The organism is Nonomuraea sp. NPDC049378, assembly GCF_055586745.1.
In genome coordinates this window covers 371,424-385,519 of sequence record NZ_JBVJHP010000005.1, presented here as the reverse complement: position 1 = coordinate 385,519, position 14,096 = coordinate 371,424, and the positions used below count along the sequence as shown (strand labels likewise).

Genomic DNA, 14,096 nt, shown 5'->3' with positions numbered 1-14,096 from the left:
GCATCGCATCGGCCGCCCGTGCCAGGACTCGCCCGGGCGGGCCGTTACACGGTCGCAACCTCGGCGACGGCATCCTAGGTTCGGTGGAACTCCGTGAAGCGGACCGTCTCCTCGCCGCCGCACGCGCGCTGCTGGGCGAGCACGCCGTCGTGCACCGGCAGGCCGCGGCCGCCCTCGACAAGGTGCGCCTCGACGCGGCCAGGACGCAGCTGGAGTCGGTCCCGATCTCCCGGCTGAAAGACGTCACCGACGGCCGGCTGCGCGTCGCCACCCTGGAGAAGGCCGGTTACACCACCGTGCGGCAGGTGCTGGACGCCTCGGCGTACCGGCTGCAGCTGCTTCCGGGGATCGGCGCGCGGACGGCGGGCCACATCCACGCGGCCGCCCGGCAGATCGAGCGGGCGGCGGCCGACGCCGCGAGCGTCCGCATCGACGTCGAGCACCACGACCAGCCGGTCACCGACCTCGTGATCGCCCTGCACCGCCTGGTGCGGGTGGGCCCCGACCTGCCCCGGGCCGTCGCGGCCGCCCGCGACCTGGACGGGCGGCTGGGGCCTTTGCTGGCCGCGGCCAGGCCGGCGCGCAGCCGCCTGCGCATGTGGTTCACGCTGCCCAAGCGGCGGCAGCGGGCACGCGACGCGCTGGCCGAGATCTCCGGCCTGCTCGACGCCTCGGCGGAGACACCGTTGCTGCTCGCCCAGGTCACCACCGATCTGCTGCGCCCGCCCGCGTCCGACCCGGAGGCGTGGGCGGACTTCGAGTCCCGCTCCCCCGAATACTTCGGGCTGCTGACCGACCTCGCCGGGGAGCCCCTGCCGGCGGGCGAGACCTCGCTGCCCGACGACCTGGCGGCCAAGGTCGGCGGGCAGCCGCTCGACGACACCTGCCGCCGGGTGTCGCTCCGCGGCTACCAGGCGTTCGGCGCCCGTTTCGCCCTCGCCCAGGAACGCGTGATCATCGGCGACGAGATGGGCCTGGGCAAGTCGATCGAGGCCATCGCCGTGATGGCGCACCTCAGGGCGGAGGGGGCGACACATTTCCTGGTGGCGTGCCCCACGAGCGTCCTGATCAACTGGGTGCGGGAGATCGAGTCGCGCAGCACCCTGCGCGCCCACCCGCTGCACGGGCCCGACAGGCTCGCGGCCCAGCAGGAGTGGGAGCGGCAGGGCGGCGTCGCCGTGGTCACCCTCGACAGCCTCCACCGGCTCGGCACGGAGGCCGTGCCCGGCCTGCTCGTCGTGGACGAGGCCCACTACGTGAAGAACCCGCAGGCCAAGCGGTCCCAGACGGTCGCCTCATGGTGCCGGCGCGTCGACCGGGTGCTCTTCCTGACCGGCACGCCGATGGAGAACCGCGTGGAGGAGTTCCGCGTGCTGGTCTCCTACCTGCGGCCCGAGCTGGCCGCAGGCCTGCGCAACAGCGACATGGTGGCGGGCGCGCAGGCGTTCAGGAAGGCGGTCGCGCCCGTCTACCTGAGGCGCAACCAGCAGGACGTGCTGGCCGAGTTGCCCGACCGGGTCGACGCGGACGAGTGGGTGGAGTTCAGCGGCGCCGACTTCGCGGCCTACCGGCAGGCCGTGTCCGACGGCAACTTCATGGCCATGCGCCGCGCCGCCTACGCCGAGCCCTCCACCTCGGCCAAGCTGAAGCGCCTGCTCGAACTCGTCGAGGACGCCGAGGCCAACGGGCTCAAGGTGGTCGTGTTCTCCTACTTCCGCGCGGTGCTCGCCCGCGTGCGGGCGGAGCTGAACGGCCGCGCGCACGGGCCGCTGTCGGGCGACGTCGGCGCCGCGCGCCGGCAGCAGGTGGTCGACGAGTTCTCCGCGGCCAAGGGCCACGCGGTGCTGCTCAGCCAGGTGCAGGCGGGCGGGGTGGGGCTCAACCTGCAGGCCGCCTCCGTCGTGATCCTGTGCGAGCCGCAGGTCAAGCCGAGCATGGAAACCCAGGCGATCGGCCGCGCCCACCGGATGGGGCAGGTCCGCAAGGTGCAGGTGCACCGGCTGCTCACGGTCGACTCGGTCGACCAGCGCATGCTGGACATCCTGCACCGCAAGTCGCGGCTCTTCGACGCCTACGCCCGGCGCAGCGACCTGGCCGAGTCGGCGGCCGACGCGGTGGACATCTCGGAGCAGGCGCTGGCCCGGCAGGTGATCGAGGAGGAGCAGCGCCGCCTGCTCGACCACGGTGACGGCACCGGGTGAGCCGGCATCCGTACGACCGGCTCCCCGGCCTCGGCGAACGACGCGCCCTGGAGGAGAGCCCGCCGCTCACCGGACGGCCGCGACGTCCCGGCCGGCACGTGAGCCCGCCGCTCAGCGGCCGAGCCGCGCCTTCGCGGCCGGCACCAGCACCTGGCCCGTGACGAACTCGCTCCACAACCCGAAGGTCAGCGCCGACCCGGGCCTGGCCGTGGTCTCCACGAAGCCGACGGTGCGGCCGTGGTGCTCGCGGGTGGCGCCGAACGACAACCGGAACCTGGTGGTGCCGGCGCGCTCCTGGGGTGGGGTGTCGTTCGGCGGCAGGATCTCGTCCAGCGCCCACCGGTAGTCCTTCCGGTACGGGCGCGACACACGCTCCAGGGTCTGCTCCAGCACCACGCCCGTGGAGGGCAGCACGACCAGCACGCCGGGCGAGCGGCCGATCCGGGTGTTGAAGGCGAGCACCTCGCGCGGCTCCCCGGTGGCGTACTCGGCCAGTCCGGTGCCCACCTGGGAGCCGTCCGGGCAGGCGGTCGCGCCCTTCTCCTCGATCAGGGCGCGGTCGCAGGTGGGGAAGGCGTCAGGGTTGAAGCGCACCGACCGGTCGAACAGGAACACGAACCGCCTGGCGCCCGCGGGCACCTGCCCGGTGCCGGCACGGCTGCGCCGGTCCCAGGCGAGCGTCACACCGCGGCCCGGACCGGCGGTCGCCGTCACCGCCAGGGAGTCGATGTTGCGGGGCCCCTCGACGTCCGCCTCGTGGGGCCGCTGCGGCCCGCCGGGCGCGGGGTCGGCGGGGTCGGCGCTCGCGGGCGCTGCGGGAGCGGTCACGGACACGAGCGCGGTCAGGGCGGCCAGCGCGAGCTTCGCTTTCATGGATCCTCCAAGGGGGTCGATCAACGTCGCGGTGGTCACTCAACCAGCGGGCACCGAAAGATCAGGTAAAGCCGTCGGCGAGACTTCCAGCATTTTCGAAGCGTCAGGGGGTGTTGCTAGCGTTCTCGGCCAGTAGTGACGACGTGACGGGAAAGACCAGATGGCGCAGTGGCCGGGAGGACCTCAGGATCGATTTCGGCATGCCGGGCCGCCACCTCACCGCGCCGGGCTGCCACCGCACCCCGGCGGGCCACCCGTAAGGCCGCCGCACGGCGGCAACCCGCCCGGGCCCATGGGACCGCCGCACGGCGGCGGCCCTCCGGGACCCATGCCACCGCCGTACCATGGCGGTCCGCCCGGGCCCATGCCCCCTCCCCCGCGCCCGCCGCGGAAACGCGGAGGGCTGATCGCCCTCGCGGCGGTGCTCGCGGTGGTCGTGGTGCTCGGCCTGGGGGGCGGATGGTTGTTGTGGCAGAGCTCCGGCGAGGGCGGGGCCGCGGCGGGCGACCCGGACAGCCTCGACGTGCTGAAGAAGGGCCGCCTGACCGCCGAGGACGTGAGCTCGGTCGATCCCACGGCGCTGTTCTACGCCGGTTTCACGAAGATGGCCACGCAACCGGTCCGGCACCTCACGCAGGAGTCGTACACCGAGGAGTCCGAATACCGGCAGGGCGAGCCCGGCTACGTGTGGGAGAGCGGGTTCGACTACCGGACCAAGAAGTTCCGCATGGCGTGGGGGTCGGCCGAGGCGGACGACCCGATCACGGTCTGCCGCGACGGGGCGGGGTACGGCTACAGCTACAAGCTCAAGCGGTGGGACGGCCCCGACCCGGGCGACTCCCTCTGCCGGTTGCAGAGCGCCTATCGCTACATCTCCGACGGCATCTCCACGGGCGGCATGACGCAGGCGCAGGCCGACACGTGGGTCAAGGAGCTCCAGACCGGTTACAAGGGGTTCGTCAGGCCGGGCGAGCTGCGGCTGGCCGAGGTCAAGGGCAAGCAGTATCTCCGGCTCGCCGTGGACTACACGCCGGTCAAGCGCGCCGACGACCTGTACTACGGCGGCCAAGTCGCTCATGTGGTCGTTCAAGAAGTCGGGCCTGGACCCGCAGACCCATCCGTACTCCTACACCGGCGGGATGGGCACCGGCTTCCACGCGGTCTACTACCTCGACCCGGGCTCGCTGCTGACCGCCTACTCCGAGGTGGAGGTGACGCCCGCGCTCGACAAGGACGGCCGGCCGCGCGCGGACGCCGACTTCTACAAGGTGCGGGTCGAATACCACCATCCCGCCCGGCTGCCGGCCATGAAGCCCGAGGGCAGTCCCGCGCGGCCGGAGCTCACCTGGCCGCGGGACAAGGCGTGATCCGGGGTACGCGGCCGTGCCGCGCTGCGGGAAACTGAAGGGATGACCGCCGAGAACGACCGTCCCGGACCGCCCGTGACCAGCACCTCCATCGTCCTGCTCACGCTGGCCCGCCGCATCGAGAGCGAGCTGGGCGCCGCCCTGGCGCCGCTGGATCTCACGGTCGGCCGGCTGGGGCTGCTGGGCCACATCGCCGGGATGCCCGGGGTGTCGTTCAGCGAGCTGGCCCGGATGTCGGGCACCACGGTGCAGAGCGTGCACGCGGCGGTCAAGGCGCTGGCCGCCGCCGGGCTGGTGCGCGACCGCACCGCCCGGGCCGGGTCGGCCTCGACCATCGAGGTCACGGCCGAGGGGGCGCGGCTGCTCGACGCGGCGCGGGAGGTGGTGGCGCGGGTGGACGACCTGCTGTTCGGCCCGGCGGCCGATCCGATCCAGCGCCAGGTCGGCGACGCGGTGCGGGCGGCTTTCCTGGGCGCGGGCTGACCCACCACCTTCAGGCGCCTTGAAGCTTGCGTGCTAAGCTTCAAGGCGCCTGAAGGTCGTTCGGCGTCTGGAGGATCGGTGGAGGGTCTGCTGCTGTCGGTGCACGTGCTGGCCGGCTTCTTGTTCGTCGGAGGGTCGGCCGTCGCGGCGAGCCTGTTCCCGCGGTACGCGCCGGTCGCAGGAGCGGCGGAGGGCGGCGAGCGCAGCAGGGCCGTGGCCGCAGCGCTCCACCGCGTCAGCCGCGGCTACGGCATCGCCGCCGTCCTGGTGCCCGCGGCCGGCATCGTGCTGGCCGTCGTCCAGGGCAGGATGAGCGAAACGTGGCTGGTCGCCTCCATGGTGCTGACCCTCGCGGCGGGCTGCCTGCTGGCCCTGCTGATCGTCCCCCGCCAGCGGGCCGCGCTTGCCGAGCCCGGCGGGCCGGCGGCGCTGCGCACGCTGAGCATGCTCACCGGCGGTTACAACGTGCTGTGGGCGGTCGTGGTCGTGCTGATGATCGTCCAGCCGGGAGCCGGTTAACTAACCGGTGCGTACGACTCGCCCGCGGTCGCGGAGCCAGGCGTAACCGCTCACCGCGATGCCCGCTACCGTGACGGCCGCCGCCACGAGGTAGAGCGAGCGCAGCCCGAGCCCGGCGTCGATGACCCGGCCGCCGAGCCAGGCGGCGAAGGCCGCGGCGAGCTGGTAGGCGGAGGCGTTCACCGCCATGGCCAGCGTGGGCGCGGCGGCGGCGGTGGCCAGCACCCGCGCCTGCATCCCGGGGATGACGGAGAAGCCGAGCGCGCCGACCACGAACACCATCACCGCCGTGACGGCCGTGCTGCCGCTGACCGCCCACATGAGCACGAGCGCCCCGGCGAGCAGGGCCAGCAGCCCGATCTGCGCCCGCATCGGCGACATGTCGGACAGGCGGCCCCCGGCGATGTTGCCGGCCGCCGCGCCCACGCCGTACACCAGCAGCAGGACGGCGACCGCGCCGGCGGCGAACCCGGTGACGGTGGTGACCAGGGGCGCGAAGAAGGTGAAGACCATGAGCAGCCCGGCGTTGCCCACGGCGGTGACGGCGATGGCGAGGAGAACGTCGCGCCTGCGGAACACGCGCAGCTCGGCCACCGCGGAGGTGGCCGGCGCGGCAGCGCGGACGTCCGGCACCAGCCGCGCCACCAGCAACCATCCGGCCGCGCAACACGCGGCGATGGCCAGGAACGTGGCCCGCCAGCCGTGCGCCTCGCCGATGAGGGTGCCGATGGGCGCGCCGAGGATCATCGACAGGTTCATCCCGAAGACGAGCGTGGACACGGTGGACGCCTGCCTGTCCGGCGGCGCGGTGGACGCGGCGATGACGATCGCGTTGGCGAAGAACGTGGACGTCACCAGCGCGGTCACGACCCGCGCGGCGAGGAGCACGGGATAGGCGGGCGCGAGCGCGGAGGCCAGGTTTCCCGCGATGGCGATCGCGAGCAGGGCCAGGATGAGCGGCTTGCGCGGGAAGCGGGCGCTGAGCGCCGTCAGCACCGGGCCGCCGACGATCATCCCGATCGCGTACGCCGTCACCAGCAGCCCGGCGGCCGGGATCGACACGGTCAGGTCCTCGGCGAGGTCGGGCAGGATTCCGGCGATGACGAACTCGCCGGTCGTGATGCCGAAGACGCAGAGCATCAGCGCGGGCACGCCGGCATTGATCCTGGTCACGAAGACTCCATTCTTTACCGATCTGTACAAAATGACGGCAGCACGAACCCCGCGGCGGATCCCGCGGGGTTCACAGGGCGGCGACGGCCCCCTCGACGACGTCGAGCAGCGCCTGCCGGTCGCCGGTGACCTTGGCGAGCACCCGCAGGCCGTAGTAGGCGCTCTGGAACGCGCGCGCCACCTGGAGCGGCGGCCGGTCGGACGCCAGCTCGCCCGTGCTCTGCCCGACCTCCACCAGCCGCAGGATCGCCTGCTCCAGGTCGGTGAACTGGCGGCGCACGAGCCCGGCGACGGCCTCGGTGCGCCCGCTCGACTCGGTGGCGGCGTTGAGCGCCAGGCAGCCGCGCCGGCCGGGGTCGGCCATGTCGGCGTCGATGACGCCCAGCATCAGGTCTCTCAGCCGCTCACGCACGGAGCCGGGCTCGGCCAGCATCGCGAGCTGGGCCTCGCCCTTGGTGTCGGCGTAGCGGCGGATCGCCGTCTCGTAGAGCCGGTGCTTGGTGCCGAAGGCGTTGTAAAGGCTGCCGCGGCCGAGCCCCGTGCGAGAGCACAGGTCCTGGGTGCTGGTCGCTTCGTACCCCTTCTCCCAGAACAGCTCCATCGCGGCGTCGACGGCGGCCTCATCACTGAACTCGCGTGGCCTGCCCATGAAGGGCAGGCTACCGTATTTTGTACAGAACAGTAAAGAAACTGCCCGCCGAGCCACGCCACGCGCGGGCGCGGCACGCGTGGCGGCGGACGAGGGGGAAGAGGTGCTTAACTTGGCTACGTAAAACGTTTCATTGGTCCGCGTTACCCCGGAAGGACACCCTTGGACTACGAACGCCAGCCGTACAGAAGGTGCGGCCGCAGCGGTCTCCTGCTCCCCGCCGTGTCGCTCGGCCTGTGGCACAACTTCGGCGGAGGCAAGCCGCTCGACAGCCAGCGCACGATCCTGCACAAGGCGCTCGACCTCGGCATCACCCACTTCGACATCGCCGACCGGTACGGCCCGCCGCTGGGAGCCGCCGAGTCCACGTTCGGCCGGATCTTCCCCCGGTCGATGCGCGACGAGGTCGTGGTCACGACCAAGGGCAGCAACCCCATGTGGGACGGCCCGTACGGCAAGGGCAACTCCCGCAAGCACCTGCTCGCCACCCTCGACAGGTCGCTGGAGCGGCTCGGCCTCGACTTCGTCGACATCTACTACCTGCACCGCGACGACCCCGACACCCCGCTCGAAGAGCAGGTGGCCACGCTCGACCACATGGTCCGCACCGGGCGCGTGCTCTACGTCGGCGTCTCCAACTTCTCCCCCGAGCGCACCGCCCAGGCCGCCCGCCTGCTGCGCCAGCTCGGCACCCCGCTCCTGGTGCACCAGCCGTCCTACTCCCTGCTCAACCGGGGCATCGAGGACTCGTTGCTGGGAGTGCTCGAGGAGCAGGGCGTCGGCTGCGTGGTCTACTCGCCGCTGGCGCAGGGCCTGCTGACCGACCGTTACCTCGACGGCATCCCCGCCGACTCGCGCGCCGCCGAGGGGCGTTTCCTCACGGCCGACCGGGTGACGCCGGAGGTGCTGGCGTTCGTGCGGTCGCTGTCCGAACTGGCCGAGGCCCGTGGCCAGACGGTGGCCCAGCTCGCGCTCGCGTGGGCGCTGCGCGACCCGCGCATCACCTCGGTACTCGTGGGCGCGTCCAGCCCCGAGCAGCTGGAGGCGAACGTGGCCGCCGTCGACAACCTCGGCTTCACCCACGAGGAGCTGGCGGCCATCGACCGCGCCGCCAAGGAGTCCGGCGTCGCGGCCTAGCGCGCCGCCCCCTCGGCCGGCCGGGCGGTGGCGCCTGCGGCGCTCAGCCGTCCGGCCGGTCGAGACGCTGGTAGAGGCCGTAGACGAAGCGGGCACGGTACACCGTGCCCGCGTGGGCGAACTCGACCGACCAGTGGTGCGGCGCCTGCCCCTCGAGCGAGGTGGCCCCCGGGAAACTCGTGCCCACGTCGGCGACGACGCACGTCCAGGGGGTGAGGTCGGCGAAGGCCAGCCGCACGCCGCCGCGGGGCCGGACGAACCACTGGTTCCAGACCTCGCCCCCTGGCCCCGTCAGCACCTCGAACTCCAGGCCCGGCCACGACGGCAGGGCCCACCGGTGCACGTCGCAGGTCAGGCTGCCGAACACGCGCGGGCCCGCGTGGTGGGGCGGCCCCAGCGCCATCCGGAACACCGCCGCTCCCTTGGGAGCCCGGGCCGCGTGGGCCAGCCGGGTCCAGTGGGTGTGCGCGGCCCGCACCTCGGCCCCGGACGCGCCCATGGCGGCGAGCGCGTCCTCCACCCGGCCGGCGTTGAGGTCACGCATCCGGTGCATCAGGGCCAGCTCGAACTCGCGCACCCGGAACCGCATGCCCCCAGCCTGCCAGAGCGAGCCCGTCGTTCGGACAGCTCAGAAGGCGAGCACGGTCACCGAGTGCGGGCCCACGGCCCACGTGCCGTCGCTCGCCTCGACCTGCCCGAGATCGCGCACCGCGACCGTGTCCGGCGCCCCGAGGGTGTTGACCGCGTGCAGGTCGCCGGCCCCGAGGGTGCGGACCCGCGCGCTCGCGGGAGTGTCGCCGGCGGCGCCGTCGAGGACGATCCGCAGGCGCACGCTCTCGTCGCGGTGCCGGTTGACGACCGCGACCCGCACGGAGCCGTCGTCGGCGCGGGTGGCCGACACGTCGACGTAGGGGACGGTCATGGGCGCGGTGAGCAGCCGCCCGTCCGGGCCGCGGTTGTCGCCGAGCCGGACCGACGCCGAGCGCGCCGGGCCGTCCACCCGCGACGGCAGCACGGTCGGGCCGGTGTGGTGCCGGTAGAGGTGCCAGACGTGGTAGATGGCCGAGCGCAGGGCCCCTCCGGGACGGGCGACGATCACGCCGTTGGCGTTGACCAGGTTCACCGGGTTGGCCATGCTCACGGGCGCCGGCAGGCCCACGGTGCGGTGGATGGCGTGGAACACTCCGGCGTAGAAGACGAGGTCGCCGACCGTACGCGGGCTCCACCGGTTCACCCGTACGGGGCCCGGCCGATCAGCGGGCGTCACGCCGGGGAGCTCGCGCGGGGCGATTCCGCCGTCGTCGCCGGGGAGCGGGTCCGGCCAGGCCGCGGGCTCCAGGTGGCGCATGTTCCACTCGTCGAGGGCGAGCGCGGGCGGGCGGTCCAGGCCGGCCTCCGCGGCGAGCGCCGTGACCAGCTGGGAGTAGGACTGGATCTCCCGCTCGAAGTAGAGGGACTGGGCGACGACGTCGTCGTAGTCGTCTCCGGTCCACAGGTGGGTGCTGGCGCCGTACAGGTGGAGGGACAGGTAGTCGAGCAGGTGGCCCGCCTGGCGCATCAGGGGGCGCGTCCACTGTTCCTGCTGCCAGGGGATGCCGACGCCGATCAGGCGGAGGTCCGGGTCGACCAGGCGCATGAACCTGGCGTGCTCGCGGGCCGCGGCGGCGTACTCCTCGGCCGGGCGATGGCCCATCTGCCACGGGCCGTAGACCTCGTTCCCCACGCCCCAGTACTTCACCTTCCACGGCTCGGCTCGCCCGTTGCGGGCGCGCCGGCGGGTGAGCGCGGTCTCCTGGGCGGCGTTGGTGTACTCGACCCAGCGCACCGCCTCGTCGACGTCCCGGCAGGAATGCACGAGGTACGGCTCCGCGCCCACGGCCTCGCACCAGGCCAGGAACTCGTCGGTGCCGAAGCGGTTGGACTCCAGCCCGCCCCAGGCCAGCTCCAGCCGGCGGGGCCGGGCGTCGCGCGGGCCGATGCCGTCCTCCCAGTGGTAGGCGGAGGTGAAGTTGCCGCCCGGCCAGCGGATGGGGCCTGGGGCCAGCTCGCGGCAGAGCTCCAGCACGTCGGCGCGCACGCCCTGGAGCAGGCCGGGGTCGCCGACGGACAGCGGCGACCCCTCGTCGAACACGCCGCCCTCGATGTTGCCGAAGAAGGCGGACTCCAGGAAGTGGCCGTAGACGTCGTCGTCGATCCGGCCCTCCGGGTGGCGGGTGTCGATCGTCACGAGCGCCTCACGGGCGGGGACGGGCATGTCAGGGATCTCCGTTCCGGTCATTGCTTCACCGCTCCCGCGATGCTGTCGACGAACTTGCGCTGGAGCACGACGAAGACGGCGATCACCGGGATCAGCGAGATGACCGCCGCGGCGGCCATCCCCGACCAGTCGGTGCCCCGTTCTCCGACGAAGACGGTCATGCCCACGGCCAGCGTCCGCAGGCCGGGCTCGCTGAGCGTGAACACCAGCGGCAGGAGGTAGACGTTCCAGGCGAACAGGAACGTGAGGATGACCACCGTGGCGGTGATCGGCCAGGCGAGCGGGAGCATCACGCGGAAGAAGATCGTGAAATGTCCGGCGCCGTCCAGGCGCGCGGTCTCCTCCAGCTCCTTCGGCATCCGCCGGAAGAACCCCGCGTAGAGCAGGGTCGAGGCGATCTGCCCGCCCGCGCCCAGCCCGAGGATCACGCCGGCGTGCGTGTTGAGCAGGCCGAGCTGGTCGGTCAGCTGGGTGATCGGGATGATCGTGTACCCCTCGGGGAGGAAGAAGGTGACCAGGAACACCCCGATGAGCAGCTTCTTGCCGACGAAGTCGTAACGTCCGAGCACGTAGCCCGCCAGCGCGCTGCGCACGACGACGAGCAGCACGGTGCCCGCGGTGATGACGAGTGTGTTGACGAAGTACGTGGCGAAGCCCACCTCGTTCCAGGCCCGGGCGTAGTTCTCCCAGACCGGCTCCTCGGGCAGCAGGGCGAGCCCGCGGCCGAAGATCTCGGGCGACGACTTCAGCGACGCCGAGACGAGCCAGGCGAACGGGTAGATCCACAGGCCGCCGAGCACGAGGAGCAGGACGACCGTCACCACCTGACCCGGGCTGGGACGGCGGAGCAGGCGGGCGCGCCAGGTCAGGCCGGCCCGCGCGGTCGCCGTCATGACGCGCCGGTCCTTCCCCTGGCCCAGCGCATGCCGACGGCCTGGGCGATCGCGAAGCCCACGGTCAGCAGCCCGAACAGCACCGCCGCCGCCGACGCGTAACCCAGCTGGGGAACGGTGGCCTGGAAGGCCGTACGGAAGATGAAGATCTCGATCACCTCGGATGAGAAGGACGGGCCCCCGCCGGTGAGGGTCTGCATCAGGTCGAAGACGTTGAACGCGGCCACCGTGTCGATCAGGGTGATGATCACGAGGAACGGCACGAGCAGTGGCATCGTCACGTGGCGGAACTCCGCCCAGGCGCCGGCGCCGTCGATCATCGCGGCCTCGTGCACCCCCTGCGGGATCGTCTGCAGCGCGGCCAGCCAGTAGATCAGCGTGATTCCCAGCCACTTCCACACCCACACGGCGATCCCGGCGTAGAGGGAGGTGCCGGCGCTGGCCGCGAAGTTCGCCGGCGAGTCGATCAGCCCCGACCAGACCAGTGCCAGGCTCACCGGGCCGCTCGCGTCGAGCAGCAGGGTGAACACGACGCCGACGATGGCTCCCGTGGTGACGACCGGCAGGAAGAACAGCGTGCGGAAGAAGCCCTTGAACGGCGTCTTCTTCCGGTTCAGCACGAGCGCCAGCGCCAGCGCCAGCCCCACCCGCAGGGGTACGGCGAACACCAGGAACACGATCGAGTTCCAGAACGCGTTCCAGAAGAGGTCGTCCCCGATGAGCCGCTCGAAGTTCTCGACGCCGACGAAGGTGCCGGCGGTCGCGAACCCGGGCCAGTCGAGGAGGGCGAACCACCACGAGGCCAGCAGCGGGTAGACGGTGTAGGCGCCGTAGCCGAGCAGGGTCGGGAGCAGGAAGAGGTAGATCCACCAGTCCTGCCGCAGGCGGCGCAGCAGGCCGCGCCCGCCGCGGTCCCGCGCGACCGGCACGGCCGGACGCTCGCGCCGCCGGATTGTCGTTGTCATCGTGCTCCTGTTCGCGGGCGGGCTCGGCTCAGCGCTCGGCGTAGGCCTGCTGGTCGTAGTCCGCCTTCCTGTCCCAGTTGGCGAACACCCAGGCCTTCGTGTCGACCTCGACGCCCTTCTCCTCGCGGACGACCTTGATGGCACGCTCGCGCTCGGCGCTCATCGCGTCGGTGTAGCGGCGCAGCTCTCCGGCCACGTCGGTGGTCGACCCGGTCAGCACCGACTGGACGATGTCGCCGAGGTTCGGATGGACGTCGCGCATCTCGGCGAGCACCTGCCAGACGCCGGGGGTGGCGACCTCGGGCGCCGGGGCGATCCGCACGTCGTCCTGGAAGTTGGCCACGCACTGCCGGTAGGCCGGATGCACCTCCGCCTCCTCCACCACGTCGGCGAGGGCGGGCGGCTGGTCCATGGCGGCGGCCAGCCTGGCCTGGAACTCCTTGGTCGTCATCTGCAGCATGAGGTCGGCGGCGTCCTTGGCCCGCTTCGACTGGCTCGACACCCAGAAGGTGCCGGACTGCGGAGGGCTGTAGACGAAGTTCCTGCTCTTCTCGGGGCAGGGGATGTGCCAGGTCCCGACCCCGCGCTCCACGGCCTCCGGCTCGTCCACGCGCAGGCCGCCGATGAACCAGGCGCCCCACAGGTACACGCCCGCCTGACCGGCCGCCCAGCGGGCGCGGGCGTCGCGGGCGCCCATCGACGGGGACGCGGGATGCACGACCTTGTCGGTCTGCAGGGCGATCAGGAACTCGATGGCGTCGGCGTACTGCTGGGCGTCGTAGGCGTACGCGCCCGTCGTCCAGTCGATGCCGCCGGGGGCGCCGGCGGTCATGGCCAGCCGGTTCACCAGGAACTGCAGGTATTCGGTCTCCTTGCTCGGCACGACGATCCCGTACACGCCGTCGCCGGTGCCCTTGGTGAGGCGCCGGGCGACGTCGCGCAGGTCGTCCCAGGTGGCCGGCTCCTCCTCGGGGTCGACCCCGGCCTGTTTGAGCAGCGCGGTGTTGTACCACGGCACCGCCTCGTGCCAGCGGCCGGAGAACATGGGGAAGGAGTAGATCCCGCCGTCGAAGCGGTGCATGCCGTCATAGAGGAACTCGCCGACCGGGCTCCCCTTGAAGTCGGCGAGCTTGCCGATCGGCTGGAACCAGCTCTCGCTGACCAGCGCCGCGGCGGAGGTTCCCAGGCCGGCCAGCGAGTGCACGTCCGGCATCTGGTTGCTGCGCCGCCCGACCTGCAGCGCCTGCCCCAGGTCGGGCACGTCCATCTGGCGCCGCTCGATCGTGACCCCGGGATGTTCCTTCATGTAGGGGCCGAACAGATCGTCCTGCAACATCTTCGTCAACGGGCGGAACTGGTCCCACCACTGGAGGGATCCGCTCGAGCCGCCGCTCTCCCGGCTCATCTGCCCGCCACCCGTGCATCCGGCCAGCGCCGCCGCCAGCGCGGGGGGGGGGGGGGGGGGGGGGGAGTGGGGGGGGGGGGGGGGGGGGGGGGGAGGGGGGGGGGGGGGGGGGGGTGGGGGTGGAGGGGGGGGGGGGGGAGGCGCAGCGCCTGATGATCGCGCGCCAGCGCGGCC

The 14,096-nt window shown here is 72.5% G+C and carries 13 protein-coding genes; 5 read left to right on the top strand and 8 right to left on the bottom strand.

Annotated elements, in window-relative coordinates:
- Nucleotides 1–83: 83 nt before the first annotated feature.
- Entirely contained in the window at nucleotides 84–2,201 is a 2,118-nt protein-coding gene (locus ACZ6SA_RS13875) for a DEAD/DEAH box helicase (RefSeq protein WP_443154978.1), read from the top strand.
- A gap of 111 nt (nucleotides 2,202–2,312) precedes the next feature.
- Here the strand turns inward: ACZ6SA_RS13875 and ACZ6SA_RS13870 are convergent, their stop codons facing one another.
- Nucleotides 2,313–3,074, bottom strand: coding sequence for a hypothetical protein (locus tag ACZ6SA_RS13870; RefSeq protein WP_465828144.1), 762 nt, complete (start codon nucleotides 3,072–3,074; stop codon nucleotides 2,313–2,315).
- Between the two features lie 364 nt (nucleotides 3,075–3,438).
- Between ACZ6SA_RS13870 and ACZ6SA_RS13865 the strand changes: the two genes are divergently transcribed.
- The 3 genes from ACZ6SA_RS13865 to ACZ6SA_RS13855 all read left to right on the top strand — a co-directional run bounded on the left by ACZ6SA_RS13865 (nucleotide 3,439) and on the right by ACZ6SA_RS13855 (nucleotide 5,443).
- Nucleotides 3,439–4,479 (top strand): hypothetical protein, encoded by a 1,041-nt coding sequence (locus tag ACZ6SA_RS13865; protein WP_465828142.1) that lies wholly within the window; start codon nucleotides 3,439–3,441, stop codon nucleotides 4,477–4,479.
- Nucleotides 4,480–4,483: 4 nt separating this feature from the next.
- A complete protein-coding gene (locus ACZ6SA_RS13860; protein WP_347647426.1) occupies nucleotides 4,484–4,924 on the top strand; it encodes a MarR family winged helix-turn-helix transcriptional regulator in 441 nt (146 codons plus the stop codon).
- 78 nt (nucleotides 4,925–5,002) lie between these two features.
- Nucleotides 5,003–5,443: a hypothetical protein gene (locus ACZ6SA_RS13855; protein ID WP_347647425.1), complete on the top strand. Its 441-nt coding sequence runs from the start codon at nucleotides 5,003–5,005 to the stop codon at nucleotides 5,441–5,443.
- Here the strand turns inward: ACZ6SA_RS13855 and ACZ6SA_RS13850 are convergent, their stop codons facing one another.
- The gene (locus ACZ6SA_RS13850; protein WP_465828141.1) at nucleotides 5,444–6,616 is read right to left on the bottom strand and encodes an MFS transporter; all 1,173 of its coding nucleotides are present in this window, start codon (nucleotides 6,614–6,616) and stop codon (nucleotides 5,444–5,446) included.
- A 70-nt stretch (nucleotides 6,617–6,686) separates the two neighbouring features.
- The gene (locus tag ACZ6SA_RS13845; protein WP_465828140.1) at nucleotides 6,687–7,265 is read right to left on the bottom strand and encodes a TetR/AcrR family transcriptional regulator; all 579 of its coding nucleotides are present in this window, start codon (nucleotides 7,263–7,265) and stop codon (nucleotides 6,687–6,689) included.
- 162 nt (nucleotides 7,266–7,427) lie between these two features.
- Here ACZ6SA_RS13845 and ACZ6SA_RS13840 point away from each other — a divergent pair, with 162 nt between their 5' ends.
- A complete protein-coding gene (locus ACZ6SA_RS13840; protein WP_347647422.1) occupies nucleotides 7,428–8,402 on the top strand; it encodes an aldo/keto reductase in 975 nt (324 codons plus the stop codon).
- Between the two features lie 43 nt (nucleotides 8,403–8,445).
- Here the strand turns inward: ACZ6SA_RS13840 and ACZ6SA_RS13835 are convergent, their stop codons facing one another.
- Genes ACZ6SA_RS13835 through ACZ6SA_RS13815 form a run of 5 tightly spaced genes read right to left on the bottom strand, consistent with a single transcriptional unit; the run spans nucleotide 8,446 to nucleotide 13,922 of the window.
- Nucleotides 8,446–8,991 carry a hypothetical protein gene (locus ACZ6SA_RS13835; RefSeq protein WP_347647421.1) on the bottom strand — a complete coding sequence of 182 codons (546 nt, stop codon included), beginning with the start codon at nucleotides 8,989–8,991 and terminating at the stop codon, nucleotides 8,446–8,448.
- A 39-nt stretch (nucleotides 8,992–9,030) separates the two neighbouring features.
- Entirely contained in the window at nucleotides 9,031–10,680 is a 1,650-nt protein-coding gene (locus ACZ6SA_RS13830; RefSeq protein ID WP_465828137.1) for an alpha-L-arabinofuranosidase C-terminal domain-containing protein, read from the bottom strand.
- Nucleotides 10,677–11,552 carry a carbohydrate ABC transporter permease gene (locus ACZ6SA_RS13825; RefSeq protein ID WP_347647419.1) on the bottom strand — a complete coding sequence of 292 codons (876 nt, stop codon included), beginning with the start codon at nucleotides 11,550–11,552 and terminating at the stop codon, nucleotides 10,677–10,679. The genes ACZ6SA_RS13830 and ACZ6SA_RS13825 overlap by 4 nt, the downstream gene beginning before the upstream one ends.
- Nucleotides 11,549–12,517 carry a carbohydrate ABC transporter permease gene (locus ACZ6SA_RS13820; protein ID WP_465828136.1) on the bottom strand — a complete coding sequence of 323 codons (969 nt, stop codon included), beginning with the start codon at nucleotides 12,515–12,517 and terminating at the stop codon, nucleotides 11,549–11,551. Before ACZ6SA_RS13820 ends, ACZ6SA_RS13825 begins: the two co-directional genes overlap by 4 nt.
- 28 nt (nucleotides 12,518–12,545) lie before the next feature.
- Nucleotides 12,546–13,922 carry an ABC transporter substrate-binding protein gene (locus tag ACZ6SA_RS13815; RefSeq protein WP_465828134.1) on the bottom strand — a complete coding sequence of 459 codons (1,377 nt, stop codon included), beginning with the start codon at nucleotides 13,920–13,922 and terminating at the stop codon, nucleotides 12,546–12,548.
- Between the last annotated feature and the right edge of the window lie 174 nt (nucleotides 13,923–14,096).

Coding starts and splice junctions, on each gene's coding strand:
- ACZ6SA_RS13870 (WP_465828144.1), bottom strand. CDS start 3,074: ATGAAAGCGAAGCTCGCGCTGGCCGCCCTGACCGCGCTCGTGTCCGTG.
- ACZ6SA_RS13865 (WP_465828142.1), top strand. CDS start 3,439: ATGCCCCCTCCCCCGCGCCCGCCGCGGAAACGCGGAGGGCTGATCGCC.
- ACZ6SA_RS13860 (WP_347647426.1), top strand. CDS start 4,484: ATGACCGCCGAGAACGACCGTCCCGGACCGCCCGTGACCAGCACCTCC.
- ACZ6SA_RS13845 (WP_465828140.1), bottom strand. CDS start 7,265: ATGGGCAGGCCACGCGAGTTCAGTGATGAGGCCGCCGTCGACGCCGCG.
- ACZ6SA_RS13835 (WP_347647421.1), bottom strand. CDS start 8,991: ATGCGGTTCCGGGTGCGCGAGTTCGAGCTGGCCCTGATGCACCGGATG.
- ACZ6SA_RS13830 (WP_465828137.1), bottom strand. CDS start 10,680: ATGACCGGAACGGAGATCCCTGACATGCCCGTCCCCGCCCGTGAGGCG.
- ACZ6SA_RS13825 (WP_347647419.1), bottom strand. CDS start 11,552: ATGACGGCGACCGCGCGGGCCGGCCTGACCTGGCGCGCCCGCCTGCTC.
- ACZ6SA_RS13820 (WP_465828136.1), bottom strand. CDS start 12,517: ATGACAACGACAATCCGGCGGCGCGAGCGTCCGGCCGTGCCGGTCGCG.
- ACZ6SA_RS13815 (WP_465828134.1), bottom strand. CDS start 13,922: ATGAGCCGGGAGAGCGGCGGCTCGAGCGGATCCCTCCAGTGGTGGGAC.